This window comes from Marinicauda salina, assembly GCF_003122085.1.
In the GTDB taxonomy this organism is placed as follows: domain Bacteria; phylum Pseudomonadota; class Alphaproteobacteria; order Caulobacterales; family Maricaulaceae; genus Maricicauda_A; species Maricicauda_A salina.
Window position 1 is genome coordinate 668,303 of sequence record NZ_QEXV01000003.1, and the last position, 23,397, is coordinate 691,699.

A 23,397-nucleotide genomic window follows, 5' to 3' on the forward strand; every position below is an offset into this window, starting at 1 on the left:
CGCAAAGTCGCGAGAGAAATCCGCCCATGATGACGCTCGCCAGGATCCTCCCAGCCGCGTGCCTCGCGTTGATCGCGTTCGCGACGCCGGCTTCGGCCGCCGACGCCGCCGAGGCCGAGGCGTTCGTCGAGGAGAACGCCCAGGCGGTGATCGACGTCCTCGAGGAGTTTCACCAGGGCGACCGGTCGCTCGCCGCCGTCAAGCAGGACTTCCGCGGGCGCGTCGACGAGCTGGCCGATGTCGACCGCATCTCCAATTTCGTGCTGGGCCGCTGGCGCCGCATGGCCGACGAGGCCGACCTCCGGGAGTTCCGAGAGACGTTCCGGGAGTTCGCGATCGGCGTCTACGAGACCGAGCTGACGAACTACGCCGGCCAGACGCTCGAAGTCACCGGCTCGGTGACGCGCGGGCCCGGCGACTACATCGTGCGCAGCGAGGTCTCGGGCGGTCCGGCCGGCGAGACCTACGACGTCAACTGGCGCGTGCTCGAGAACACCGACGGCGAGCTTCGCGTCGTCGACGTCCAGGTCCAGGACATCTGGCTGGCCCAGACCCAGCGCGAGCAGATCACCTCGATCATCGGAAACAATCGCGGCGACGTGTCGGCGGCCACCGAGCAGCTGCGCCGGCGGATCGCCGAACGCGACGGCTCGGAGTCGGCGTACGCGTCCGCCGAGTAGGCGCGGCCTTCGGGCGCGTCGGGCGCCGAACATCGGAACACCCCCGTTCCCTAGAGCCCCGGCGGCGTCAGCCAGTCCGGCGCGCGACCGGCTGCTGCAACCGCGCCCAGCATGACTCCGGCGAGATTGTTCACTGCATGCGCCGCGACAGCCGGCCACAGCGAGCCGGAGGCCCGGAAGATCCAGATCAACGCCAGCGACAGCACGGCTGCGTTGATCGCCTGAGGCGGCACGATGTGCATCGCGCCGAACATGATCGAACTCAGCACGGCCGCCAGCCAGACGGGGTGATGACCCGTCATCCAGCGAAACAGAAAACCGCGGAAGAACACTTCCTCAGCGAACGGCGTCACCGCCAGCGTCATCGCGAGGAATCCCGCCTGCACAGCGAATGAAGATGCATCTCCGAACGCGAATGGCGGTCCGCTGAACGCGGCCCATGCCGGCAACGCGGCCATCATCATCTTGACCAGCGCCAGCCCGGTCGCGACGAAGACCAGGCCCAGACCAGCGCCGATCGCGAGCCAGCCGGGGCGTACGGACCGCAACCCCAGCCCGGCCCAGCCGATCTCGCGGCGCCGCGCCAGGATCAACCAGATCGCGAACAGGAGAGCCCCCGCCTTGCTCGCCTGGCTGATCACGAGGAGCGAGGCCGGCAGACGCTCACCGTCTCCGAGATAGGCCTCCATCCCGATCGTTCCGGCCACTATGCGCATGTGAGCGAAGCTCGCCAGCGCATACAGCCCGAATGCGGTGAGGATCACTCCGGCCCCGGTCGCAAAGCGCCAGCCGGGCCTGAACGTCATGCACGGGGTCGGCGCGGCGGAGGGTTCATGCATCTGTCTTCTCCTCGAATGGAACGGGAGAAGCCTCGCCGCGCCGCGCCGGCGCGCCTACCTGCAGATGTCGGGAAGATGTCGATCGACAGGCGTCAGCCGGGCCGGCGGGCGCAGGCGGCGGCCTGGGTGCGATTGGCGACGCCGAGCTTGGCGTAGAGCGTCGAGTTGTAGCTGCGCACGGTCGCCGGCGAGAGATTGAGCTCGCGCGCGATCTCCTTGTCCGACAACCCGCGGCCGATCAGGCCCAGAAGCCGCTGTTCGCGCGCGGTCAGCGCCTCAAGCCCCGCCGCCGGCGGATCAGCCAAATCCGCTTCGCCGGGCGCAGGTTCGGGTGCGAGGCCGAGCAGCGCACCCGAAAGCGGCGCGTATCGCACGTCTATCCGCGTGCCGGGAGCGAGCTTCCCCGCTGCGGTTTCGTCGAGATCGAACCATCTCTCGCCGAGGCGCAGCCGCGTGCGCTCGGGGCCGACCAGGCCCGGCGCCCGCGCGCGGCGCAGCTCCGCCGGCCCGGTCGCGGACTCGACCCGGCCCGCCTTCAGGTCCCGCCAGGCGGCGACGAGACGGCCGGGCGCATCGCGGAACAGGACGATCCAGAGTCCCAGCAGGGCCGGAGCGAGCAGCCACGGTCCGGCCAGCGGCCGGCCGGGAACCGTCGCGATCCAGACCAGACTGGCGGCGAGGCCGAAGACGGCGCCGAGGAAGACGGCGGCGCGCGCGGCTTGGACGGTCAGGAACCGCCGCAGCCGCGCGCGCTCCGCCCCGGTCATCCTACCGCTCGAACTTCTGGAACTTGATGCGGTGCGGGATCTCGGCGTCGTCGCCGAGCCGGCGCTTCTTGTCCTCGAGATAGTCCGAGAACGCGCCCTCGAACCACTCGACATGGCTGTCGCCCTCGAAGGCGAGGATGTGGGTCGCGATCCGGTCGAGGAAGAAACGGTCGTGCGAGATGATCACCGCGCAGCCGGGGAAGTCCTCGAGCGCGGCCTCCAGCGCCGACAGCGTCTCGACGTCGAGATCGTTGGTCGGCTCGTCGAGCAGCAGCAGATTGCCGCCCTCCTTGAGCATCTTGGCGAGATGGACGCGGTTGCGCTCGCCGCCCGAGAGCACGCCGACCTTCTTCTGCTGGTCGCCGCCCTTGAAGTTGAAGGCGCCGACATAGGCCCGGCTGTTCACTTCGTGGCCGCCGAGATCGATCATGTCGTGGCCGCCGGAGATCTCCTCCCAGACGGTGTGCTTGGCGTCGAGCGCCTCGCGCGACTGGTCGACATAGCCGACCTGGACGGTCTCGCCGATGGCGATGTCGCCGGCGTCGGGTTTCTCCTCGCCGACGATCATGCGGAACAGGGTGGTCTTGCCCGCGCCGTTGGGACCGATGACGCCGACGATGCCGCCCGGCGGCAGCTTGAAGGACAGGTCCTTGATCAGCAGCCTGTCCTCGAAGCCCTTGGAAACATTGTCGAACTCGACCACGTTGCCGCCCAGCCGCGGCCCCGGCGGGATGCGGATGACCGCGGTGGAGATCTTCTCCTTGTCGGCCTTGTCGCGCATCTCCTCGTAGGACTTGATGCGCGCCTTCGACTTGGCCTGGCGGGCCTTGGGCGAAGAGCGGATCCACTCCAGCTCGCGGCTGAGCGCGCGCTGCTTGGCGGTCTCCTCGCGGGCCTCCTGCTCGAGACGCTTCTGCTTCTGCTCCAGCCAGGACGAGTAGCCGCCCTTGTAGGGAACGCCCTGGCCGCGATCGAGCTCGAGCGTCCAGGTCGTGATGGCGTCGAGGAAGTAGCGGTCGTGGGTGACGATCAGCACCGCGCCCGGATACTGCTCGAGATGGTGCTGCAGCCAGGCGACGCTCTCGGCGTCGAGATGGTTGGTCGGCTCGTCGAGCAGCAGCATGTGCGGCTTCGACAAGAGCAGCCGGCAGATCGCCACGCGGCGGACCTCGCCGCCCGACAGCGTGGTGACGTCGGCGTCGCCCGGCGGGCAGCGCAGCGCGTCCATCGCCATCTCGATCTTGGAATCGATGTCCCAGGCGTCGCGCTGGTCGACCTTCTCCTGAAGGTCGGTCATCTCCGTCATCAGCTCGTCGGAATATTCCTCGGCGAGCTTCATGGCGAGCGCGTTGTACTGGTCGTAGAGCTGCTTGTCCTCGGAGCCCTCGATGACGTTCTCCCAGACCGTCTTGTCGGCGTCGAGCTGCGGCTCCTGCGGCAGATAGCCCACGCGCACGCCCTTCTCGGCCCAGGCCTCGCCGGTGAAGTCCGGATCCTGGCCGGCCATGATCCTCAGAAGGGTCGACTTGCCCGAACCGTTCACCCCGACGACGCCGATCTTGGCGTCGGGCAGGAAATGCAGCGAGATGCCCGAAAAGACCGACTTCCCGCCGGGATAGGTCTTTGCGAGATTATCCATGTGATAGACGTACTGGTAACTGCTCACTCGAAACCCCCTTCAGGGCTTGAAAATCAGGGCTTTCCGCGCCTATCTAGTGTCACACACCTATGTCACACAATGGACGCGAAGGATGCCTAAGACGAAGACCAAACGCCCTCACCGAGACCGCGGCCTGCTGGATCGAAACGGTATCTATCAGGCTCAGTTTCGGACGCCTAGAGAAGTCCTCCGAAGGCACCCGGATGAGCCCGAGGTCCACCGCCGCTCCCTCGGAACCTCATCGCTTCACGAAGCCCGCAAACTCCGCGACGCCTTTGAGGCGAGCCTCAGGAAACGCTGGAAGCGGCTGCTAGAGGAACACCCGCTGGAACGGCAGGCCAGAGAGGAGAGGGAATACATCCGCGAACACGGAGTAGAGCCTCCCGGCCCGTCCGCAATGATGACCGCTCAGGAACGCCTTGAGATGCTCGCGGATCGCTTGGGCGTTCGGGAGGAGTTCGAACAGGCGAATACGCTCCATCAGCTCCCCGAACAGCTTTTGGCGCACCGCGAAGGCAGAGAGCTGGTCAAGACTGCGGCCAGCCTGCGGGGAGGGCTTAACTGGAAGCTGGCGGGGGAAGAATTCCTCTCCCAAGGCACGATCAAGCCCAGCACCGGCAAGACCTATCAGAGCCAATGGAAGCTGGCCGATGAGCATGGAGTCCCCGGCCCGAACGCCATTACCCGCGAGGAGGCCCGGAATTACCTCCGAAAGCGGCGAGACCAAGGGGCGACGCTCTCAACGCTCAACACGATCATCACGGCAATGACCGGAGTGATGGGTTACCTGTTCCCCGATGACGAGGAACGCAAACGCGTTTGGAAAGGCCATGACGTAAAGCCTCGCGTGGACAAGAAGGCGTCCAAACGCCGAGCGATCACCCCCGAAGAAATCGAGACGCTGCTAGCCGTCGATCGGCACTGGTCTCTGGCCGCTGCGATGAAGCTGGCGGTTCACTCCGGCCTCAGGCTCCAAGAGCTATACAACGCCGACTGGGATACCGAGGCGAAACTGATCCACGTCCGGGAAGGTAAGACCGATAGCTCCGCGAGAACCATCCCCATGCACCCCGATATCGTCGAGACGGCGAAGCGGTGGACCACCGATAAGACCCGGTACGGCTACAACACCGCCAAGGACACCTTCTCAAAGCTCAAGCGGGGCGTGGGCCTCCCGAAAGAGGTCTCATTCCACTCGACGCGCCACGCGTTCGCCTCGGAACTGGCGAAGGCCGGAGTGGAATATGAGCGCCGAGAGCTGCTCTGCGGACATAAGCCCGGAGGAGTCCAAAGCCGATACACGCACCTAGGCCCGGAGGACCTGAGAGAGGACCTCAAAAAGCTGGATTGGTCGCACGTCGATTGGCGCGGCGTGTAGGGCCGATTTCGGCGGGGTCTAATGCGCCTCTTCGAGGTTCCGGTAGTTTCGCCCTGCGGATGCCCTTGGAAGCCATTAGCCCCACCGTAGCTCTCACTAACAGGAAGCGCGCCCAAGACTACAGGGTGACCTCAGTCACCTTCTCTACAACATCGCCGCCTTCATGCTCCCATCGGAGCCCCACCTCGTGTTTTCGAGGCGTGCCAAGCGAAACGGCTACAGCCAGGTCTACAGAGCTATGCTGCTCAAGCCGAGCCATGGGAAACTTACCGGTCAGATCGTTCTTGGCCACGGGGAGGCCCTCGGAAATCGAGTAGACCTCGACATTGCGGGCTGCGGCTTTGCCTTGGTTCCAAACCCGAAGCCGGGTCATTGAGCCGCCCCCTATAAGCCGCGCCCGCACATCAGCCGAAACCTCTTCACGGGCAGCTTTCTCTTCCCGAGCAAGAAGACGCTTGTTGAGCTTCGTCTGGATGCTCTGCCTTCTCTCAGCCATCACGGTGTTGAACAGAGAAAGAAGGAAGGCGAAGCCCGCGACAACAAGCGCCGCAGCCTCAAGAGTGATAGTGTCCATCACCGCCCCTTAAACAAATTCTTGAAGCGGTCGGTCACGTCCTTCTTGATGTCAGCCAACATCGCAGCCTTCTCTGCTTCTATGGCCTCGGAGTTCTCCGCGATTAAGGCATCTCGCGTGATCTCTCGCTCGCACCCGGCACAGGTCGCGATCTCTCCCGCTTCGTCATAAGCGAACTGGTCACCGCCGCAGGTCGGGCAGATCATGTTCACTCTGCGGCTATATTTTTCGTCATTCATGGAACGCTCCTTTCTGAGGCGGAATGGATTATAATACAGTTGGAACGCACCGCGAACACGGTAATGCAGCTCATAAACAGTCTGCACGATTTTTAGCAAGGGTGCCAATGAAGGAGCTTATGCCTTCTCAGAGAAACTCGCGTCACGTCGCGTCACGCTCTGTGGCTCCTGCGGATCGGTCTCGAAGCCCGTTTCTCTAAGCCCGCTTTGGCTATTCGGATAACGCCTCAGCCAGCACGATTGGAATAGAGTTCCAAGGCCGATTGTTCGCTAGCAAAAGACGGCCCGAATGTCAAGGAAACATTATATGTTTCAGTGTCTTGCCCGCTTCATGGCTCTTGCTATCTTCAGTCTGCCACAGCCCCCATGAACGGAACAGGAAAGGAACCGATGACGCTGAACGCCGCTTCGCTGAGCCTAACCGCCTTCGACGGCCAGACCATCTTCTTCTTCGTACGCAAAGGAAAAGGCTTCCACCTCGCATGGGACCCGGCTCCCAAGGGGACGCCAGCGTTCATCTTCGAGCGAGACCATACCGGAATGACGCTCCGGGCAGGGCCGTTCCTTTTGGACATCGACGCGCCGAAACTCCGCCGTCCGGGCGCCTAAGGGGAGGCGCGCATCATGGACCTACGCAACCGCCATGACCTTCCCGCAATCCGGGAGTGTCGCCCGTTGTCCGGTCGCGAGCCCCCTGTATGCGGCGCAAATCACCCAGACCGAACTAGTTCTATCCGCAGGAATAGCTGTGGGAGCGCCGACCCGAGACCGGGCCACGGGCCTCGGCCTAGAATGCCCCGCCAGCATCTCAACGGCGGGCTAATGGCGGTCTTACCCCGCCCGGTGGTCTGCCCTATGGACACCCCGGAATGGCCATTAGCCCGGCCTTGAGAGGCCTTTACCGGCTGGTGAGAACGTCCCGCAGGGCTAATGACCGAGGACACGCCTCGGCCTCGCTCGTGAGAGCTGCGGAGATATGCGGCAACCGCAAGCCCGCCGATCCTGAGCCCGCTCCCGAGCCTGAGTTTTGCGGGCGTGGGCTGGCCCTCAGGCCCGGTTAAACGAGAAACTTAACCACCTGATTTAACGCATACTTTCAAAACCCAGCATTACTTGGAGGGGATGGGGATGCCAATCCCCATTCCCCCTATAGATACTCCTTAAGCTATCCCTATGGGATACCTATAGGATGCTGCTGGAAATCCGGTGGTGTCCTATAGGCTATCCTGAGATGCGCCCTGAAGTGCGCCTAGAGATGCGCTGAGGAGCGCCTATCCTCAGCCTCGGTTAGGCGAGAAACCTAACCACCTGATTTAACATGTATTTTCAAAACCCCGCGTTACATGGAGGGGATGGGGATGCCAATCCCCATTCCCTCTATAGATACTCCTAAAGCTATCCCTAAAGGATAACCTATTGGATGCTGCTAGTAATCCAGCGGCACCCAATAGGTTGTCGTTAATATGCTGCTAGGAATGCAGCTAGCCCGGCCCTGAGGGGCCTTCTCTTCTTTAGGAGCTATCTCAAACTGCCCTTTTCCCTAAACCCCGAATACGGAGACGATCGAACTATGAATGCCGAAGAGCCCATAGCAGAGGAGGCCCTAGACCGCGTTCTCCTCGCTGGGGGCGGATATCAGAACCTGAAGAAGCTTGTTCAATTCGGACGAGAACATCTCGACCAAGCGTCCAAGGAAGCTTTCGATGAAGCGTTGAACCAAGCTTTAGACGGCGGAGACATCACCGCGTTCGAAACCTACGTATCAGACCTCCGCGAGTTCTATGCAAAGGCCGGTTATGAGGACAAGCCTCCCGAGCCCGAGAGAGCTTCCTCGCTCGTGAGAGCTGAGGAGGACATGCCTCAGCCCGAGAGCGGGCTTACTCAGGCCGCCGAGCCATTCTCTGACCAAACCGAAATGATCCGTGCGATCCAAGACCCCCGCTACCGAAAAGACCCGGTATTTCAGGCTAAGACCGAAGCCCGGATCGCCGCCACCGAACATTTCAACCCGCAGGGCTGAAGCTGGCCCAGAGAGGACTAAAGCCAGTGAGAGCGTCCTCGCTCGTGAGAGCTGCGGGTCCTCAGCACGTAGGTATGACCGAGCTTCGTCCCACGGGGTTAGGAGGACGGAGAGGGCGCGTATCCGTAGCGCTCATAGCCGTTTGTGAGAACGTACTCGTTCGAACGAACTGCGGACGGATGCGAACCGAGCGCCGGGTTCTGGGGAGGACATGCCTCGGCCCGCAGGGCTCATGACCGAGGACACGCCTCGGCCCGCAAGTGAGAGCTGAGGAGGACATGCCTCGGCCCGGCGCTCGTCTTTTCGTCTCACCCCTCGCTGAGGAGGACATGCCTCGGCCACGGACGGGCTACCAACAGAAACAGAAAAATTTTTGAAACATGAACAACGCTAAGAATCTCTCCGCCGAAACCTTTAAGGACCCGATCACCCGCCTTCAGAACGGCGGCATGTCCTACCTCCTGGCCTCGGTCGAGATCGGAGGCCGAGAGTTCGCCATTCGTATCGAGCCTCAGGCGTTCCGCATCCTGACCCTAGAACAGGGAGCCCTCCGCTGCCCTAAAGGCACCGCACATGATCGCGGAACGCTCATCGGCCACGCTGAGGCTTTAGGTCTTCTCTCTGTCCGAGAGCTGGAGCTTCTTGTTCGCACTGTCTCCGCGAGCGCCGCTTCCGCCTACTCGACCGTTCAAAGGATCGCTTCGGGCGAGGCCCTGACCGCAGAGCCTCCCGTATGGGTCCATCCCGCCATTGTCGAAGCCCGGCGCGCCGCTGACTCCCAAAGCTCTAATGCGAGCGCTCATCCGGCGCAGGCTCCACTCTCGCTGGACGGGATGGCGAGCATCGAAGGCCAAGTTAGCGAGGATGCGACCAAGCCCATTGGCAGGGACGGCGGAGGCCATCCCTCCATCTTCATCGCCAAGCTTTCCCCGGACGTTGTTCTCCGCATCGAGCGGGGCGGCTATGCGGTCTGGCTCAAGAGCCGCAATGGCGATCACTGGTTCAGCTCCGATGGCTACGGCGTCCAGATGAGCGGCCATCAGGTGCCGGTCCAAGCCCTCGCCGCCCTTCGCGAGGCACTGAACGAGCTTAAGCGAGACCTCCGGGCGTCCGAATGGAAGGCCGCCGAGGCCCTCGCCTCCAAACTCCCGAACGAGTCCACCATCGCCTTCAAGACGTTGAGCGAACTTCTGACCTCTCCGGCCCGTCCCGCTCACGTCCCGGACTGGGTTCCGGTCTCCATCATCAACCGAGCGAACCGCTAGGAGGAAGCGCGATGAAGAAGAGAGACCGGTTCCTGTTAGACCTGAACGAGGACCTCGCGCTTCGCTGCGATGACCTTCAGCTAATCATCTCCAAGCGTAAGAAGCCGAGAGCCGACGGAAGCCCCCGCTTCGAAAATCTCAAATTCAGCACCGAGGGCTGGAACGGCGAAGGTCTTACTGAAAAGGCTTGGCGGGGCGTCCTGCGCTGCCTTCGTCAGCTCGCCTATCGAGAGGACCTGAAGCTCAAGACTGAGATCAGTCCCGCAGTTGTGGATTTCCTCGCTCGACGAAGGGCGGGCCTCTGCGATCGAGCGGAGGAGGTCTATGGCTGACCGCAAGGGGCGGAAGGTCTGCAAGAAGTGCGGGGAGGAGAAACCCCTCGCCGAGTTCCATAAGGCGCGAGGCAACAAGGACGGCCACAAGAACGCGTGCAGGACGTGCGAGAATGCCCGGCTGCGCGCCTACAGACTGGCGAAGGGGATCACAGGCCGCTCTTACGGGGCTTCCCGCAGGGCTCATGACCGAGGACACGCCTCGGCCAGTTCTCGGCCATCCCGACGACGAGCTACTTGGCCTAAAGACCCCGAGCGAGAAGCCCGCTATCTGAGCAAGCTCGCGGAAGGGGCTGAAAGGCTCCCGGAGATGCGACGAGCATACCTTGAACACGTCGAGCGGTGGTATCAGCGCCACGGGAGCTATCATGCCTTCCCGCCGCGCTTCCTCGCTGGCCGTCCTACAGGCCCCTGCGGACCATTAATCAACCCGCAGTGAGAGCATCCTCGCTCGAACGGGCTGCGGTGAGAGCTTCCTTGCGCCGGGCCAATGGCCTTCAGCAACCCTCCGGCGGTCTACCCTTCGGACCCCTTAGGATCGCCATTAGCCCGCCGCTGAGGAGGCCGCACGGCCGATGCCCGCGCAGGTGGCCCGTCCTCGCTCGGACGAGCTGCGGAGGACGCTCTCACGGGTCAGAGCCTTGCGAACCTCAGTCTGGCAGGGGTGAAGATTTTGGGTCAGATATGTGAGACCCCCAAATCACCTATGATGCCCAGCCGTTTCCCCCCATAGCCCCCCTTCGGAGATTTCCTAAGGCAGGGGCGCGGGGGTTATTTTTGGTAATGAGTTACCGCATACCGCGCCGATGTGTGACGCAGCGTCATACAATAATTGGCGTGTTTTGCGAGAAATCTTTGTTTTTTCTCCTTTTTCTACAAGCTACAGCAGCCGGTCGCGGGGTGACCCGCAGCTATTTTTAGCGCTCGCTGCGTCTCGCCAAAGCTACCCGGCGAGGACGCCCTGACTGTCCGCGGGCTATGAGCCCGCAGCTCGTTCGAGCGAGGATGCTCTCACTTGCGGGCGGTCGTCGATCGGATCAGAACGCGCGGGAGTGATCGGCTGTTTTTGCGTATTACCTAAAGGCGAGCCTTCACACCGGCTCACTCAACGATAATGATTAAGCTCAGACGACCATAAGTGTGAGGTGTGTCCATGCTGGGCTGGCTAGGCACGAAAATCATGAACAGCCGTGTGACGGCTTGCGTTAAGGAAGTCTCTTGGGAGGTGCGAGACGCGGACGGACCAACACGAGCAAAACTACACCTTTACGCGATGATGTGGGGAGAGCAGCTCGCCAACGAAGGCTTTCCCATTGAGGCGATCCAAGACCCAATTGCGCTAGGCAAAGGTCAGGCCGACCAAGGCTACAAAGCCCTAGAGCATCTTCGAAACGTCGGGATGATCCAGACCAAAAATGCCAAGGCCAACATGCGGCGCATGGGCTATGAAACAGAAGGTATGGACGATGAGCCGCAAATGATGCGCCGCGGGCTTGAGCTGCTCATGTTGTGCTTCGCGGTAGGGAAGCTACCCGAGAAGGTCTATGAGGTTTCTGCGATTTGGCGCAGACTCGTGCAGCGCTCTAGAGAAGATGAGGAAGCCGCGATTGCGCTAACTTTGGAAGAAGGACGGCTTGCTCAGCGCATGGGCGTCAACAATTGGTTTGCATCACAATCAGAAGACGACCTTCGAGAAATGCTCCAGTTCATGCCGGATTTCGTCCAAAGAACTACGACGTAAAATGCCTGTCGAGCGTCACACAATCCGCCTCACGGCGTCACACACTCACCCGATGCAAGCCCATAAGTTGCTGATTATGCAATGTTTTAATGACTATCCTGACGCGCGCTTGGGCTAGACGTACTGGTATGAGGACATGAGGGGTCCCGCGCTCCTGGAGGCGTGAGGGGAGGAATTCGCTGGCGCCGCTATAGCGGAGAGCGCGGCGGGGTGGCAATCGGGAGGACATGGCGGCTGATGACCGCGGGAGCGGTTTGATCCGCGCGCGATTGACGATCCCGAGGATTTAGGCCTACATTGTGCCCACGAATGGAGGTGGCTTTCATGTCCGCCGGAACAGGACGCGCAACCGACCCCCGGGCCGAAAAGCTCGACGAAACGCTCAAGCTGCGCCTGGCCGCGCGCGACAAGGAGCTGATCGCGCGAGCGGCGCGCCTGGCGGGCGAAAAACCGTCGGCGTTCATCCGGGCCTCCGTCATGCGGGAAGCCGAGCAGATCGTTCAGGCGCACGAGCATACGATCCTGCCGGCGGCCGACCACGACGCCTTCCGCGCCGCGCTCGCCTCGCCGCCCGAGCCGACCGAGGCCGCCGTGGCGGCCGCGCGCCGGTCCCGCCGCCGCATGAAGCATGCCGGCTGACGCCGACGACCGCCTCAGGATCGAACCGCTGGATCCAGCCCGGCACGACCGGGCCGGTTTCACGTGCGGCGTCGCCAAGCTCGACAATTTCATCCGGCGGACGGCGCGAAAGCAGGCGGACGCCGACATCACCAATGTCTTCGTGCTGACCGATGACGGGCGGCGCATCCTCGGCTACTTCACGCTGAACGCCCATTCGATCCATCGCGAAGACATGGGTTCGGCGGCGCCGCGCGCCGGCTCCGACGACCGGCCGATCCCCGCCGCCTTCCTGGGATTTCTGGCGATCGCGTCCGGACATCAGGGCCAGGGCCTGGGGGAAGCGCTCCTGTTCGCGGCGCTGGAGCGCGCCCTGGCGGCGTCCGAGCGGATCGCGCTGCACTCAGTGGTGCTCGACGTGCTGGACGACGGCGATTCCGCAGCCCGCGATCGCCGGAAGCGCTTCTACGAAACCCACGGATTCAGGGCGTTCGAAAGCGATCCCTGGCGGATGTATCTGCCCATGGCGACCGTGCGCGAAATCTTCCGCCGGGCGGAATAGGCGCCTCGGACCGGCGCGACCCAGAACACCGGCCGGAGAGAGCCGCTGAACCAGCGAGCGATGCTTGGGCCCTTCGACTTGGCGCTTGGGTGTGCAGCGCTTAGGCTTTTCCCCTCATAGGGGAGGAGGCTGATCATGAAACAGTGGATGCTGGCCGGGCTGGCGGCGTTTGCGGTCACTGCGCCGGCGCTCGCCCAGGGCGAGGATCTTCGCGCAATCACCATCGAAGCCGAAGCGTCGGGATCGGCGAGCGTGCCGGCTGCGACAGGGCGGATGATACTCTGGGCGCGGGTCGATCAGGAACTGGACTGGCTCTCCGAAGTTGAAGCAGCAACTGACGAGACCGGGGCTACGCTGGTTCATCACCAGGAAGACATAGGCGGCGGGAGGAGATTCTCTCCTCCTTTTCCGGAAGGCGGCGCTGAAAGCGACGCGAGCGAGTCCACCGTCGACCTACGTACGGCGTCGGTGATTCTCAGCGGCGATGCGGCGAGCCTGCGGGAGGCGTTTCATATGCTCCGCGAGAGCGCTGCCGAGGTTAGTTCCTTGAATACCCATTGGCGCGCGGCCAGCTCGACGGCAGGCCTCGAGGCGGCGATCTCCGACGCGACCGCCAACGCTTTGACGCTCTCCGAGAGCGCAGCGGAATCCCAAGGATGCGAACTGGGTGAGCTTGCTGGAATTCGGCTCCGTGGGTCACCCTACTCCGAGTTCCGGGAGTGGTCGGACGAGGGGATTGTTATGCAGATTCACGGTGCGTCTCAGGGACCCCAAGAAGAGATCGTCTTTCCGGAAGAGCCGTTGGCCGGTCGGTCCGTCACCGTTCAGGCAACCTTCGAAGCCGCGTGCCCAATCGACTGAAGACGCGGCTATGAGACTTCTCCCCTTCACATTCGATTGAGACGGCCGCCTCGTCGCTGGACGGCTCCGCCCGACGCGCTAGCGTGCGGCGTCGGGGGCGCGACAGGGACGGATTTCATGATCAGGACGCTTCTTTCCGCCATCGCCGGCGCGCCCGACGGCGGTCATGCGAACCGCGTCTACATGGCCGTGGGAAGCTTCGAGGAGCAGCCCCAGAACACCGGCCTGCGCGCCCTGTTCCAGTAACCGACCGTTGCGCCGGCGCCGCGCCTCGCGCCCGAGCCCGCCGCGTCCGGATTGTCGCCTTAACAGTCCCGGCGCCGCGCGCTAACGTTTCGTCAACGATCGCGTCCGCGGCGGGAGGGGCCGCCGCACCGGGCGCGCGAGGGTTCCGAGGGGTGGAGAGGCGATGACCTCCGAAGTCATGATCATGAACCGCCAGGCGGTGGCGCTCGCCGCCGACAGCGCGGTGACCTACGGCGGCGGCCAGGACGGGGTGGTCACGCTCGAGGCGGAGAAGATCCTGCCGCTGACCGACAACATGGCGATGATGGTCTATGCGCGCGGCGACGTGCTGGGTCGGTCCTGGGCGCATATCGCCCACGCCTTCCAGCGCGAGCACGGCGGCAGCGAATTCGAGAGCGTCGGCCAGTGCGCGCAGGCCTTCTTCAGCTTCATCGACAACAATCGCCAGCTCTTCCCCGAGAAGGAGGAGCGCGAGGAGTTCGAGGAGCTGATGCGCGCGGCCTTCCTGACCGTGCTCGATCACGCCCGCGCGCTGCGCGGCTATCCCGGCCTCAATCTCGAGGACGACGAGGCCGCCTTCGAAGCCGCGCTCGATCTCTATCGCGGCCATCTCGCCACCGACGAGGCCGGAGCCGAGCGCGAGCCGCTGCCGATCTTCTCGGAGATGACGCGCGAGCGCTTCTTCCAGCTCTACGGCGAGATGCTCGACTCGCTGATCGCCGAGGCGCTCGGCGCGTTCGGAACCCAGGACGAGATGCGCGCGAAGCTGTTCGACTTCGCCTACATGCTGGTGACCAAGCCGGCCTTCCTGGAGCCGTTCGCCGGGCTGGTCTTCGCCGGCTTCGGAACCGCCGACGTGTTCCCGGTCTACAGCCACCACTACGCCTCGATCCTCGTCGACGGCGTGATGAAGCGCGCCCATGACGAGACGACGCCGGTGGGCGTCGACGACGGGCCGAACGCCTTCGTGCGCACCTTCGCCCAGGCCGACATGACCCACGCCTTCCTGCGCGGCGTGCATCCGCTCATGTTCGACCTGATGATCTCGATGAACCTGATCACGAACGAGTCCGCCGCCGAGGCCGCCCTGCGCCAGGCCGGCGTCGACGACGCCAAGATCGCCGAGGTGATGGACGCGCTCCACGCCGACGCCCTGCCCGGCCTGACGATGGAGTTCATCAAGACGGTTCAGATGGTCTCGCAGGAAGAATTCATAAATCCATTCATCCAGGTCGTCGCCGCCTCCGGCAAGAAGCAGATCGCGGAGACATCCAAGGCCCTGGTGGAGCTCAATATTCTCAAGACGGACCTGCACCAGACGCAGACCGGGGTGGGCGGCGACGTCGATGTGTTAATGATATCGCGCACAAGCGGGGTGGAGTGGTATGCTCGAAAGACCTGAGGGAGGGTCGGCGAGTTGTGGAGGTGTGAGATGAGCACTGAAAACACCCGCCTGAACATCGAACGGGCCCGCCAGGCCCTTTCGAAGGCGCGCCTGGACGGCTCCAACGCGGTGCGCTCGCCGCGGCCGGCCGATCTCAGCCGCCTGCGCGAGCTGGAGATCCGCCGCGAGCATCTCGACAGCCGCGCGGCGACGTTCCGCACGGAAGTCCGCTCGCGGCTCGGGCTCGGCGACTACGCCCGTCCCGACGGGTCCGCCGCGCCGATCGCCTCGGTCGCGATGGACGGCGCGCTATGCGATGCGGAGATGTGCGCGCCGGGCGCGCCGCAGCTGCAGCCGCGCCATGTGCCCGCCCCCGACGCGGCCACGCGCAACGCCGCGGAGGCGGCCAAGTCGAAGCGCGGCCGCAAGAAGAAGCCCGCCAAGCGCGACGCCGAGGCCAAGCCGAAGAAGAAGCGCAAGCTGTTCGGCCTGTTCTAGGCCGCAAGCTTTTGCGTCAGGCCGTCAGCAGGCTCCGGCAGATCGCCTCGAGACCGTAGCGATCGGTCTCGTCGAACGCGTTCGGCTGCTCGCTGTCGATGTCCAGCACGGCGGCCAGCCGGCCGGCGGCGTCGAAAACCGGCACGACGATTTCCGAATTGGTCCGGCTGTCGCACGCGATATGGCCCGGGAAGGCGTGGACGTCGGCGACGAGCTGGGTCTCGCCGGACGCCGCCGCCGCGCCGCACACGCCCCGGCCGAACGGGATGCGCAGGCAGCCCAGCGTGCCCTGGTAGGGCCCGACGACCAGCTCCTCGGGCTTGTCGGGATCGACCACGTAGAACCCCGTCCAGAAGAAGCGCGGCGCGAAGGCGTGGGCGAGCAGGCACGCCGCGCTCGCATAGCGCGCCGTGGCGCTGGTCTCGCCGGCGACGACGCTCGCGATCTCCTTGTTCAGCCGCGCATAGGCCTCCGCCTTCGTTTCCCCGGCGGGGGCCTGGCTCATCGCTTCGGCCATGATCGGTCTCCGGACTGCTCGTCCCGCGCAAGGTAAGCCTCGCCGCGCGCGATGGAAGCCCCGCTCACGACGCCGTGCGGATCACAGCACCAGCGTCATGCCGTCATGGGCGAAGCGGGCCTCGCCCACGCCGCGTTCCCGCGCCAGCCGGCGCAGCTCCGCCCGCAGCGTGCGCTCGTCGCCCTCGACGATCTGGGAGCCGCAATGGGTGAAGATCGTCCGGTCGACGCCGGCCTCGGCGCACCAGCCCAGCTGGGCGCGGATCGTGGTGTGGCCGAACAGCTGCTCGCCCCGCCGACGCACGAGCGGCCGCGTCAGGCTGGAGCCGTCGCCGACATAGACGTCGAGACCCGCAAGCGCCGCGTCGCGGTCGACGATGTCGACGACGTCGGGGACGTAGAAGATCGCCGCGCGTCCCGCCTCGATCCGGTAGCCGACGGCGGGCGCGCGGATCGAGTGGACGACCTCGAACGCCTCGAAGGTGATCCCGGCGAGCGTCTCCGGCGCGCGGGGCCGAACCGTGCGCAGGTCCGCGATCGCGAAATCCTCCAGCGCCGCCCGGCTCGCCGGCGTCGCGTAGACCGGGCACGGCGCGCCGTCCTCCAGGCCGAAGGCGTGATCGGGATGGGCGTGCGTGACCGCGATCGCGTGCGGACGCACCTGGCCGACGCGGCCCAGCCAGTCGGCGCCGCAATCGATCATCAGCCGCGCCTCCGCGTACTCCACCAGCAGCGCGCTGTGCCGGCGATGGCGATCGTTCCTCGCGGCGATATTCGCCCGGGTGCCGAGAAATGTGAGCTTCATGGATCGCCCGCTTCGGCGCCTGTCGGGAACGTGCGGAATGCGCTAGACCGCGCGACGTTCCCGCGAGCGCCCGCTCCGCACCCCGCCACCAGGAAGGATCCCGACATGCGCGTCTCCAGCGTCTTCGACTCCGGCAACATCGTCGTCAAATCCGCCAAGACGCCGGGCGATATCCGTCTCGAGATCCGCAAGGACAACGGCTCCGACTTCTATCAGTGGTTCCATTTCCGCCTCACCGGCGCGCGCGGGCAAGACTGCGTCATGACGATCGAGAATGCAGCCGGGGCGGCCTATCCCGACGGCTGGCGAGACTATCGCGCCGTCGCCTCGACCGACCGCGAGACCTGGGTGCGCGTGCCGACCGACTATGTCGACGGCAAGCTCGTCATCCGCCACACGCCCGACGCCGACGCCGTCTGGTACGCCTATTTCGCGCCCTACTCGATGGAGCGCCACGCCGATCTCCTCGCCCGCTGCCAGGCGTCGCCGCGCGCGCGCCTCGACGTCATCGGCGAGACCCTCGACGGGCGGACGCTCGACCGGCTCGTGATCGGCGAACCCGGCGAGGGCAAGGCGGTGATCTGGGTGACCGCCCGCCAGCATCCCGGCGAGACCATGGCCGAATGGGCCGCCGAGGGCCTGCTCGAGCGACTGCTCGACCCGGCCGACGGCGTGGCGCGCGCCCTGCTCGACCGGGCGGTGTTCCACGTCGTTCCCAACATGAACCCGGACGGCTCGGCGCGCGGGCATCTGCGCACGAACGCCAAGGGCGTGAACCTCAATCGCGAATGGAACAAGGCGAGCCCCGAGAACAGCCCGGAGGTCCACGCCGTGCTCGAGCGCATGGCCGAGACCGGCGTCGATCTCTTCCTCGACATGCACGGCGACGAGGCCCTGCCCCACAACTTCATCGCCGGCGGCGAGGGCGCCCCGAGCTTCACCGACGAGCAGGGCGCGCTGCTTGAAGCCTACAAGGACGCCCTCGCGGCGATCACGCCGGACTTCCAGACCGCGAAGGGCTATCCCGTCGACGCCCCCGGCGCGGCCGATCTGTCGATCGCGACGAATTACATGGCCGAGACCTTCGGCGGCCTGGCGATGACGCTGGAGATGTCGTTCAAGGACTGCGTCGAGGCCCCCGACCCGGTCCACGGCTGGTCGCCCGCTCACGCCCGCAAGCTCGGCGCGGCCAATCTCGACGCCATGCGCGCGGTGATGGATCGGCTTCGTTGACGCGGACGTGAAGCCCCGGCGCGGTTTCTCACGGCGTCTTGATCCGCATAACGGCGCTGCGGTGCTAGCTTGCGGATGAGAGCGTCGCGAGGGAAAGCGTCAAGTCCATGAAGTCCGACACGAACGCGCCGTCAGGCGGCGAGACCGCCGCATCGCTGTCGAACATCTACCGCAGCCTGATGAAGAGTCCGGCGGCGCAGGCCGCCGTGCGCGAGGCGCAGTCGCGGCTCGAAACCGACGGCGAGCTGTCGGCCGCCGACCGCGAGCTGATCGCGCTGTGCGTGGCGTCCGTCAACGCCTGCCCCTACTGCTCGACGGCGCACGAACGCCTGGCCGAAGCCGCCGGCGTCGCGCGCGAGGACGTCGCCGCGACCCTGTCCGGCGGCCGGCCCTCGGAGCCGCGCGCGCGGCTGGTGGTGGACGCCGCCCGCCGGATCCTGGAGCGCGCGGGCGGGCTGGGCCCGGCCGACAAGGCCGATCTCGCCGCCGCCGGGCTCGGCGAGGGCGCGCTGGTCGAGATCATCGGCCTGATCGGGCTCTATACGACAGCCACATATGCGGCGAACCTCGACCGGACGCCGCTGGATCCGGAATTCCGCAAGCCGGGCTAGCGCGGCAGGCGCAGCTCGAAGCATGCGCCTTCGGGACCGTTCTCGACCAGCCGCAGCTCGCCGCCATGGGCGAGCGCGATCTCCCGGGCGATGGACAGCCCCAGACCGCTCGCGTCGGATCGCCAGCTCTTCTCCTCGAACAATGTCGCCTCGGCGTCCGCCGGCAGTCCGGGGCCGTCATCGCACACCGTGATCGCGATCATGTCCGCGGTCGAGCGGTCCTGGTCCGGCTGGATGACGACCGACGACGCGCCGGCTGCGAATGCGTTGCGGGCGAGGTTGAGAAACAGCCGGTAAAGCTGGTCGTAGTCGGCGTCCAGCGCCACGGTCTCGGCGGCCTCGCCGCGAACGCCCGGGGCGTCCGGCGAGGACGGTTTCACGGTCGCCTCGAGCTCCTCGACGAGATCGACGAGCAGGAAGCGCATCCGGTCGAGCGTCCGCTCGCCCGAGCGTCCGGTCATCACCGCATCCGTGCACATCGCGACGGCGCGCCCGATCGAGCGTGCGAGCACGTCGGCGCTTCGCCGCACGCGCGCGTCGTCGGCTTCGGCGAGTCGCTCGGTGAGCAGCTGCGCGGTGGCGAGCGTGTTGCGAAGATCGTGGGCCACCGCCCTCACCGAAGCGCCAAGCCGGGCGAGCTGCTCGGTGCGGAGATCGCGAATGACGAGGAAGACGAAATCGCGATCGTCGAACCGGATCCGGGTGGCCCGGACATCGGCCGGAATCCGCTGGCCGCTGCGCGCCCGGCAGGACAGCGCGTCGGAGGTCCAGTTGCCGGACGCCATCACCGCGTCGAGAAACGCCTCGACCCGGGGGATTTCGTGCGGGTGAATGTCGGCGGGCGACATCTGCGCCAGCTCGTCGACCGGATAGCCGAGCAGCGCCTCGGCGGCCGCGTTGCCGTACACGATCGTGCGCGACGCCACGTCGACGAGCAGGCTGGCGTCGTACATCTCGTCGACCAGCCGCCGGAATTCGATCTGTATGTCCCGCATCAGCGTCCCGCCCGCCTTTCATGAAGGACCTAGCCGCTCGGCCGTCCGGTCTCAAGGCGACGCATCGCCGCCCGCCCGGCGATGCCGAGCGAAAAGAAGACGTTAACCTAAATTTCAGCCGGATCATGCGCGTAATACCCGGTTAACACCCCGGGCGCAGAGTTTTTCCTGACACAGCAGGAAGAGGCGGTTCCCGCCAGCGAGGCGGCGCAACCGATAGGCGCGTGGACATTCTTCTTCAGGGCATCGATTTCTCCGCGGCGTTTGCCGCGTTCGCCAACGGCGCCGCCGCCGCGCTCAGCCTTGGAGCGGCCGCCGCAATCGGGTGGCTCGCGCTGCGCGGCGTGCTCGGACGCGTTCGCCACGCCCCGACGCTGGACGCGTTTTCCCGCATCGACGGCGCGATCGCGCTCGCCGCCCGCGCGCCCCTCGGCCTCACCCTGCGCAAGCCCCTTCCGCGTCGCGCGGCGTTCGCCGCGGCCTGGATCGCCTTGCTGGCCGTCGCCCTCCTCGCCCCCGTCCCGGCCGCGCTGGCCGCATCAGGCTCGGCGCTGTTTCTCAGCGTCGGCCTGATGCGGGTCCGGGGCCGGATGCGGGCCGACGCCGACGAGGCGGCCGATCGCGGCGCGACGCTCATCGACCGCGTCGACCTTCGCGTCGAAACGCTCGCCGGCGTGTTCCTGGGCGTCTGGGTCGCGTTCGTCGGCGCGAGCCGGCTGGCGCTGGGAGACGGCGGCGCCGGGCTGCTCGGCCCCGTCATGTTCCTGTGGACTGAAACCGCGCGCGCGCTGCCGATGGGCGACGCCGCGGCGTCGCTGGGTTGGGCGGATGCAGCGGCGACCGCCGGATGGACGGCCGTGCTCGCGCGCGGCTTCGTCGAGGCGCTGCTGCTCGTCGGCCTCGTGCACGCCGCCATGCGCTTGCGGGCGGCGGCGACCGGGCGCGACCAGTCCGATGTCGACGCCCTGCTGGCGACCGGCGAGGAGGCCGCCGTCGAAAAGGCCTTCGATCTGCTCGAGGCGCGCGCGCTGAAGAACCGCCGCTCGGCGCAGATGCGGCTGGCGCGGATCGCCGCCGGAGCGCGCTCCGACGGACGCTTCCGATCCGCCCACGCCCGCCTGCGCGCGTCCGACGCGCTGCTCCGGGTCGCCGAGAGGTTCGACGACGCCGGCGCGGCGTACGCCGCCGCCGAGGGCTATCGCGGCGCCGTCGACGCCATGGCGCGCAAGACCGGCTCGGTGAGCTGGGCCCACGCCCATGTCGGGCTGGGCGATGCGATCATGGCGGCCGCGCGCGTCACCGGCCGCAACGCCCGGGCCGAGGACGCGATCGAGGCCTATGTCACCGCCGAGCGCGTGCTCAGCTACGACGACGCGCCCGAGGAGTGGGCCGGTCTCCAGGACAAGAAGGGCGCGGCGCTGATGCTGCTGGCCGCCGACGACCCCACGGCGCGCGGCCTGCGCGAGGCCGTCGCCGCCTTCCGCGAGGGCCTGCAGCTGCGCAAGCGCGGCGGGCTGGCCTCAGACCGCGCCCGCACCCAGGAACAGCTCGCCAAGGCGCTGCTGCAGCTCGGCGAGCGCTCCCGCGACCAGTCGCCGGTGCGCGAGGCGATCGCGATCTGCCGCGACGCCGAGGAGGTCCATTCCCGCGCCGGCCAGGTCGCCGACCACGCCCGCATGCGCGCCCTGACCGCCGAGGCGCTGCATCTGCTCTCGCGCCTGACGGGAGACGCCTCGCGCCTGCGCGACGCCGACGCCGCGGTTTGCGAGGCGCTCGATCTGACGTCGCGCAAGCGCGATCCCGTCGAATGGGCGCGCCTGCAGGACGTCCGCGGCCGCATCCTCAAGACGCTGGCCGCCCGGACCGGCGACAGCGTCCATCTCGAGGCCTCCATCGCGGCGTTCAACCACGCGCTCGAGGTCCGCACGCCGGCGACCATGTCGGCCGAGTGGACCGAGACCCGCCGCCAGATGGGCGACGCGCTGCGCGTGCTCGGCGGCGGCCGCCGCGACGCCGCCCTGCTTGAGCGCGCCGTGGAATGCTACACGGACGCCCTCGGCGGCCGCGACGAGACCGAGCCGGAGAGCCGCGCGGCGATGCTGCATAATCTCGGCGTCACGCTGAGCATGCTGGGCCGGATTCGCGAAAAGTCCGAGCTGATGGACAGCGCCGCCGAAACCCTGCAGGCCGCGCTGGACCTGCTCGACCCTGACGTCGTCCCGACGCGCTGGGCGAACACCCAGCATGCGCTGGGCGTGGCGCTCCAGGAGGCCGGCCACATGCTGCGCGACCGCGAGCGCCTGAAGTCCGCCCTGGCGGCCTTCGCCGAGGCGCTGAGCCTGCGCGGCCGCGAGACGGAGCCCGGTCCGCACGCCGCGACCCGGCGCAAGATCGGCGAGACCTATGTGCGCCTGTTCCCGATGACCCAGAACCCGGAAGCGCTCGATCACGCGCTGGAGAATTTCGAGGCCGCGCGCGACGCCTTCGCCGCCGTCGGCGACAAGGCCCGCGCCGGCGAAATGACCGAGCATATCCGCCGGGTTCGCGCGGTGCACCGCGGACCGCCGCGCGAGGTCGCGACGCCGACATTCGGGCGCGCCGCAGCGGGCTGACCCCTCTGACGATCGCAGTCTATGCTCCCGGCTCCGCAGCGGGCCGGGAGCATTCCATTGAGCGTCATCGCCGTCGTTCAGGACGCACCGAAGCTTTTCGACGCCGACGAGACGATCGCGCGCTTTGCGCGCCGGCTCGCCGAGGCGGCCGAGGCGAACGCCGATCTCGTCGTCTTTCCGGAGGCGTTTCTCGGCGGCTACCCCAAGGGCGTGGATTTCGGGATCCGGGTCGGCATGCGTCTGCCCGAGAGCCGCGAGCTCTACAGGCGCTATTTCGAAAGCGCGTTTCCGCGCGGCTCGACCCGCCTCGACAAGATCGCGCGGCTCGTCCGCGAGGCCGGCGTCAACTGCGTCGCCGGACTGATCGAAAGCGTACACCGCACGCTCTACTGCTCGACGGCGACGTTCGACCGCTCGGGCGCGATCGCGGGCTGGCATCGCAAGCTCATGCCCACGGCGATGGAGCGCGTGATCTGGGGCTCGGGCGACGCCTCGACGATCGAGCCCGCCGCGCTCGATATCGGCGTCGCCGCGACGGCGATCTGCTGGGAGAACTACATGCCGCGCTACCGCGCGCATCTTTACGAGCGCGGAACGCGCTACTGGTGCGCGCCGACCGTCGACGACCGCGAGGTCTGGCTGCCCTCCATGCGCATGATCGCGCTGGAAGGCCGCTGTCTCGTCGCCAGCGCCTGCCAGATGATGACGCGCGCCGACGGGCCCGATGATGGCTTCCATCCGATCCAGGGCGACGATCCCGACGCCGTGCTGATCCGCGGCGGAAGCTGCATCGTCTCGCCGATGGGCGAGGTGCTGCACGCGCCGGTCTTCGACCAGCGCGGCGTCTTCACCGTCGCGTTCGACGAAAGCGAGCTGATCGGCTCGGCGCTCGATCTCGACCCGGCCGGCCACTACACGCGGCCGGACGTGTTTCCGCCCGAATCCGACCTGCCATAATCGG

The 23,397-nt window shown here is 66.2% G+C and carries 25 protein-coding genes; 17 read left to right on the forward strand and 8 right to left on the reverse strand.

Going from position 1 to position 23,397, the window contains the following annotated elements; all coding sequences use genetic code 11:
- The first annotated feature begins 26 nt into the window (after positions 1–26).
- The gene (locus tag DDZ18_RS08805) at positions 27–680 is read left to right on the forward strand and encodes an MlaC/ttg2D family ABC transporter substrate-binding protein (protein WP_109252974.1); all 654 of its coding nucleotides are present in this window, start codon (positions 27–29) and stop codon (positions 678–680) included.
- Positions 681–730: 50 nt separating this feature from the next.
- Here DDZ18_RS08805 and DDZ18_RS08810 read toward each other — a convergent pair whose 3' ends face one another.
- The 3 genes from DDZ18_RS08810 to ettA form a co-directional block, all read right to left on the reverse strand.
- Positions 731–1,519 carry a CPBP family intramembrane glutamic endopeptidase gene (locus DDZ18_RS08810; protein ID WP_109252975.1) on the reverse strand — a complete coding sequence of 263 codons (789 nt, stop codon included), beginning with the start codon at positions 1,517–1,519 and terminating at the stop codon, positions 731–733.
- Between the two features lie 92 nt (positions 1,520–1,611).
- Entirely contained in the window at positions 1,612–2,286 is a 675-nt protein-coding gene (locus DDZ18_RS08815) for a helix-turn-helix transcriptional regulator (protein WP_109252976.1), read from the reverse strand.
- 1 nt (position 2,287) lies between these two features.
- On the reverse strand, positions 2,288–3,952 hold the full coding sequence (gene ettA, locus DDZ18_RS08820) for an energy-dependent translational throttle protein EttA (RefSeq protein WP_109252977.1): 1,665 nt from the start codon (positions 3,950–3,952) through the stop codon (positions 2,288–2,290).
- A gap of 85 nt (positions 3,953–4,037) precedes the next feature.
- Between ettA and DDZ18_RS08825 the strand changes: the two genes are divergently transcribed.
- The gene (locus DDZ18_RS08825; RefSeq protein ID WP_109252978.1) at positions 4,038–5,324 is read left to right on the forward strand and encodes a tyrosine-type recombinase/integrase; all 1,287 of its coding nucleotides are present in this window, start codon (positions 4,038–4,040) and stop codon (positions 5,322–5,324) included.
- A gap of 118 nt (positions 5,325–5,442) precedes the next feature.
- Here DDZ18_RS08825 and DDZ18_RS08830 read toward each other — a convergent pair whose 3' ends face one another.
- Together DDZ18_RS08830 and DDZ18_RS08835 are read right to left on the reverse strand one after the other, a co-directional pair.
- Positions 5,443–5,898, reverse strand: a complete 456-nt coding sequence (locus DDZ18_RS08830; RefSeq protein ID WP_109252979.1) for a hypothetical protein — start codon at positions 5,896–5,898, stop codon at positions 5,443–5,445.
- Positions 5,898–6,137: an ECs_2282 family putative zinc-binding protein gene (locus DDZ18_RS08835; RefSeq protein WP_109252980.1), complete on the reverse strand. Its 240-nt coding sequence runs from the start codon at positions 6,135–6,137 to the stop codon at positions 5,898–5,900. The genes DDZ18_RS08830 and DDZ18_RS08835 overlap by 1 nt, the downstream gene beginning before the upstream one ends.
- 390 nt (positions 6,138–6,527) lie before the next feature.
- On the opposite strand from DDZ18_RS08835, the gene DDZ18_RS08840 reads away from it, so the two are divergent.
- The 11 genes from DDZ18_RS08840 to DDZ18_RS08885 all read left to right on the forward strand — a co-directional run bounded on the left by DDZ18_RS08840 (position 6,528) and on the right by DDZ18_RS08885 (position 15,664).
- Positions 6,528–6,746 (forward strand): hypothetical protein, encoded by a 219-nt coding sequence (locus tag DDZ18_RS08840; RefSeq protein ID WP_109252981.1) that lies wholly within the window; start codon positions 6,528–6,530, stop codon positions 6,744–6,746.
- Positions 6,747–7,707: 961 nt separating this feature from the next.
- Positions 7,708–8,157: a capsid assembly protein gene (locus DDZ18_RS08845; protein WP_109252982.1), complete on the forward strand. Its 450-nt coding sequence runs from the start codon at positions 7,708–7,710 to the stop codon at positions 8,155–8,157.
- 380 nt (positions 8,158–8,537) lie between these two features.
- Entirely contained in the window at positions 8,538–9,422 is an 885-nt protein-coding gene (locus DDZ18_RS08850) for a hypothetical protein (RefSeq protein ID WP_109252983.1), read from the forward strand.
- Between the two features lie 11 nt (positions 9,423–9,433).
- Positions 9,434–9,754, forward strand: a complete 321-nt coding sequence (locus DDZ18_RS08855; protein WP_109252984.1) for a hypothetical protein — start codon at positions 9,434–9,436, stop codon at positions 9,752–9,754.
- Positions 9,755–10,907: 1,153 nt separating this feature from the next.
- Positions 10,908–11,495: a hypothetical protein gene (locus DDZ18_RS08860; RefSeq protein ID WP_146190641.1), complete on the forward strand. Its 588-nt coding sequence runs from the start codon at positions 10,908–10,910 to the stop codon at positions 11,493–11,495.
- A 324-nt stretch (positions 11,496–11,819) separates the two neighbouring features.
- Positions 11,820–12,134: a type II toxin-antitoxin system TacA family antitoxin gene (locus tag DDZ18_RS08865; protein ID WP_158272111.1), complete on the forward strand. Its 315-nt coding sequence runs from the start codon at positions 11,820–11,822 to the stop codon at positions 12,132–12,134.
- A complete protein-coding gene (locus tag DDZ18_RS08870) occupies positions 12,124–12,675 on the forward strand; it encodes a GNAT family N-acetyltransferase (protein ID WP_109252987.1) in 552 nt (183 codons plus the stop codon). Before DDZ18_RS08865 ends, DDZ18_RS08870 begins: the two co-directional genes overlap by 11 nt.
- A 135-nt stretch (positions 12,676–12,810) precedes the next feature.
- Positions 12,811–13,536, forward strand: coding sequence for a hypothetical protein (locus tag DDZ18_RS08875; protein ID WP_109252988.1), 726 nt, complete (start codon positions 12,811–12,813; stop codon positions 13,534–13,536).
- Between the two features lie 117 nt (positions 13,537–13,653).
- Positions 13,654–13,782, forward strand: coding sequence for a hypothetical protein (locus DDZ18_RS14235; protein WP_269845067.1), 129 nt, complete (start codon positions 13,654–13,656; stop codon positions 13,780–13,782).
- A 163-nt stretch (positions 13,783–13,945) separates the two neighbouring features.
- Positions 13,946–15,184: a hypothetical protein gene (locus tag DDZ18_RS08880; protein ID WP_109252989.1), complete on the forward strand. Its 1,239-nt coding sequence runs from the start codon at positions 13,946–13,948 to the stop codon at positions 15,182–15,184.
- A gap of 30 nt (positions 15,185–15,214) precedes the next feature.
- On the forward strand, positions 15,215–15,664 hold the full coding sequence (locus DDZ18_RS08885; protein WP_109252990.1) for a hypothetical protein: 450 nt from the start codon (positions 15,215–15,217) through the stop codon (positions 15,662–15,664).
- Between the two features lie 16 nt (positions 15,665–15,680).
- Here the strand turns inward: DDZ18_RS08885 and DDZ18_RS08890 are convergent, their stop codons facing one another.
- Positions 15,681–16,181 carry a GAF domain-containing protein gene (locus tag DDZ18_RS08890; RefSeq protein WP_109252991.1) on the reverse strand — a complete coding sequence of 167 codons (501 nt, stop codon included), beginning with the start codon at positions 16,179–16,181 and terminating at the stop codon, positions 15,681–15,683.
- 81 nt (positions 16,182–16,262) lie between these two features.
- Positions 16,263–16,985: an MBL fold metallo-hydrolase gene (locus DDZ18_RS08895; protein ID WP_109252992.1), complete on the reverse strand. Its 723-nt coding sequence runs from the start codon at positions 16,983–16,985 to the stop codon at positions 16,263–16,265.
- A 105-nt stretch (positions 16,986–17,090) separates the two neighbouring features.
- On the opposite strand from DDZ18_RS08895, the gene DDZ18_RS08900 reads away from it, so the two are divergent.
- Both DDZ18_RS08900 and DDZ18_RS08905 read left to right on the forward strand, forming a co-directional pair.
- A complete protein-coding gene (locus DDZ18_RS08900; protein ID WP_109252993.1) occupies positions 17,091–18,218 on the forward strand; it encodes a M14 family metallopeptidase in 1,128 nt (375 codons plus the stop codon).
- Positions 18,219–18,325: 107 nt separating this feature from the next.
- Complete coding sequence (locus DDZ18_RS08905; RefSeq protein ID WP_109252994.1) at positions 18,326–18,829, forward strand: carboxymuconolactone decarboxylase family protein; 504 nt, start codon at positions 18,326–18,328, stop codon at positions 18,827–18,829.
- Here the strand turns inward: DDZ18_RS08905 and DDZ18_RS08910 are convergent.
- Entirely contained in the window at positions 18,826–19,824 is a 999-nt protein-coding gene (locus DDZ18_RS08910; RefSeq protein ID WP_109252995.1) for an ATP-binding protein, read from the reverse strand. The genes DDZ18_RS08905 and DDZ18_RS08910 overlap by 4 nt on opposite strands.
- Positions 19,825–20,048: 224 nt before the next feature.
- Here DDZ18_RS08910 and DDZ18_RS08915 point away from each other — a divergent pair, with 224 nt between their 5' ends.
- Positions 20,049–22,436: a tetratricopeptide repeat protein gene (locus tag DDZ18_RS08915; protein ID WP_109252996.1), complete on the forward strand. Its 2,388-nt coding sequence runs from the start codon at positions 20,049–20,051 to the stop codon at positions 22,434–22,436.
- Between the two features lie 57 nt (positions 22,437–22,493).
- Positions 22,494–23,393: a carbon-nitrogen hydrolase family protein gene (locus DDZ18_RS08920; RefSeq protein ID WP_233245777.1), complete on the forward strand. Its 900-nt coding sequence runs from the start codon at positions 22,494–22,496 to the stop codon at positions 23,391–23,393.
- Positions 23,394–23,397 lie beyond the last annotated feature (4 nt).

What these genes read in the sequence shown, in the direction of transcription:
- DDZ18_RS08805 (WP_109252974.1), top strand. Translation starts at nt 27, where the DNA reads ATGATGACGCTCGCCAGGATCCTCCCAGCCGCGTGCCTCGCGTTGATC.
- DDZ18_RS08810 (WP_109252975.1), bottom strand. Translation starts at nt 1,519, where the DNA reads ATGCATGAACCCTCCGCCGCGCCGACCCCGTGCATGACGTTCAGGCCC.
- DDZ18_RS08815 (WP_109252976.1), bottom strand. Translation starts at nt 2,286, where the DNA reads ATGACCGGGGCGGAGCGCGCGCGGCTGCGGCGGTTCCTGACCGTCCAA.
- DDZ18_RS08825 (WP_109252978.1), top strand. Translation starts at nt 4,038, where the DNA reads ATGCCTAAGACGAAGACCAAACGCCCTCACCGAGACCGCGGCCTGCTG.
- DDZ18_RS08830 (WP_109252979.1), bottom strand. Translation starts at nt 5,898, where the DNA reads ATGGACACTATCACTCTTGAGGCTGCGGCGCTTGTTGTCGCGGGCTTC.
- DDZ18_RS08835 (WP_109252980.1), bottom strand. Translation starts at nt 6,137, where the DNA reads ATGAATGACGAAAAATATAGCCGCAGAGTGAACATGATCTGCCCGACC.
- DDZ18_RS08840 (WP_109252981.1), top strand. Translation starts at nt 6,528, where the DNA reads ATGACGCTGAACGCCGCTTCGCTGAGCCTAACCGCCTTCGACGGCCAG.
- DDZ18_RS08845 (WP_109252982.1), top strand. Translation starts at nt 7,708, where the DNA reads ATGAATGCCGAAGAGCCCATAGCAGAGGAGGCCCTAGACCGCGTTCTC.
- DDZ18_RS08850 (WP_109252983.1), top strand. Translation starts at nt 8,538, where the DNA reads ATGAACAACGCTAAGAATCTCTCCGCCGAAACCTTTAAGGACCCGATC.
- DDZ18_RS08855 (WP_109252984.1), top strand. Translation starts at nt 9,434, where the DNA reads ATGAAGAAGAGAGACCGGTTCCTGTTAGACCTGAACGAGGACCTCGCG.
- DDZ18_RS08860 (WP_146190641.1), top strand. Translation starts at nt 10,908, where the DNA reads ATGCTGGGCTGGCTAGGCACGAAAATCATGAACAGCCGTGTGACGGCT.
- DDZ18_RS08865 (WP_158272111.1), top strand. Translation starts at nt 11,820, where the DNA reads ATGTCCGCCGGAACAGGACGCGCAACCGACCCCCGGGCCGAAAAGCTC.
- DDZ18_RS08870 (WP_109252987.1), top strand. Translation starts at nt 12,124, where the DNA reads ATGCCGGCTGACGCCGACGACCGCCTCAGGATCGAACCGCTGGATCCA.
- DDZ18_RS08875 (WP_109252988.1), top strand. Translation starts at nt 12,811, where the DNA reads ATGAAACAGTGGATGCTGGCCGGGCTGGCGGCGTTTGCGGTCACTGCG.
- DDZ18_RS14235 (WP_269845067.1), top strand. Translation starts at nt 13,654, where the DNA reads ATGATCAGGACGCTTCTTTCCGCCATCGCCGGCGCGCCCGACGGCGGT.
- DDZ18_RS08880 (WP_109252989.1), top strand. Translation starts at nt 13,946, where the DNA reads ATGACCTCCGAAGTCATGATCATGAACCGCCAGGCGGTGGCGCTCGCC.
- DDZ18_RS08885 (WP_109252990.1), top strand. Translation starts at nt 15,215, where the DNA reads ATGAGCACTGAAAACACCCGCCTGAACATCGAACGGGCCCGCCAGGCC.
- DDZ18_RS08890 (WP_109252991.1), bottom strand. Translation starts at nt 16,181, where the DNA reads ATGGCCGAAGCGATGAGCCAGGCCCCCGCCGGGGAAACGAAGGCGGAG.
- DDZ18_RS08895 (WP_109252992.1), bottom strand. Translation starts at nt 16,985, where the DNA reads ATGAAGCTCACATTTCTCGGCACCCGGGCGAATATCGCCGCGAGGAAC.
- DDZ18_RS08900 (WP_109252993.1), top strand. Translation starts at nt 17,091, where the DNA reads ATGCGCGTCTCCAGCGTCTTCGACTCCGGCAACATCGTCGTCAAATCC.
- DDZ18_RS08905 (WP_109252994.1), top strand. Translation starts at nt 18,326, where the DNA reads ATGAAGTCCGACACGAACGCGCCGTCAGGCGGCGAGACCGCCGCATCG.
- DDZ18_RS08910 (WP_109252995.1), bottom strand. Translation starts at nt 19,824, where the DNA reads ATGCGGGACATACAGATCGAATTCCGGCGGCTGGTCGACGAGATGTAC.